Below are 481 nucleotides of genomic sequence, written 5' to 3'. Positions count from 1 at the left end.
GATGAGGTGATGGACTTGGCAGTAATCAGCCGGCTTGTTACAGCCTGGTCTTGAACAGGTGTGGAATTCAGCATGCAGGGTAAGGCGTTGTTTGAAGTTTGCTCCACGCTCTAGCCGGAAGGTGTCGATGGGTCCTTCAATAGGGTGCACGATGGTGGCATACCCTATTTCAGCAAACTTGTGGGTTAAGAATTCCGCCCCGGTCATTCGCCCGCCGTTGGTGAGGTTGAGCTCTATTTCATCGCCCTCGCCGTTAATGATCTGGTCTAGCTCGTTGAGGGTGACGATGACTTGGGTGCGCACTGCCGGTTTGGAACCGGTGCTTTCTTTGAAGAAGACGTCGTTGGCGGCTTGAAGCAGGTCGGTGGTGTTGGTGGATTCGAGGACACCGCGCATGTTGGCAATCGTGGTGGCATCGTCGGTTATGGAGAGAGTGTTGGGGCCTTGTGCGCGGTAGGTGATGCGCACGCCTGGTTTGGCT

At 55.3% G+C, this 481-nt stretch carries 1 pseudogene; it reads right to left on the bottom strand.

What is annotated here, in order from left to right:
• Positions 1–481, bottom strand: a pseudogene (locus HMPREF2604_RS04435) (HNH endonuclease); the annotation flags it as partial.

The sequence above is a fragment of the Corynebacterium sp. HMSC055A01 genome (assembly GCF_001809405.1).
In the GTDB taxonomy this organism is placed as follows: Bacteria; Actinomycetota; Actinomycetes; order Mycobacteriales; family Mycobacteriaceae; genus Corynebacterium; species Corynebacterium hesseae.
This window is presented reverse-complemented; position numbering and strand designations above follow the sequence as displayed.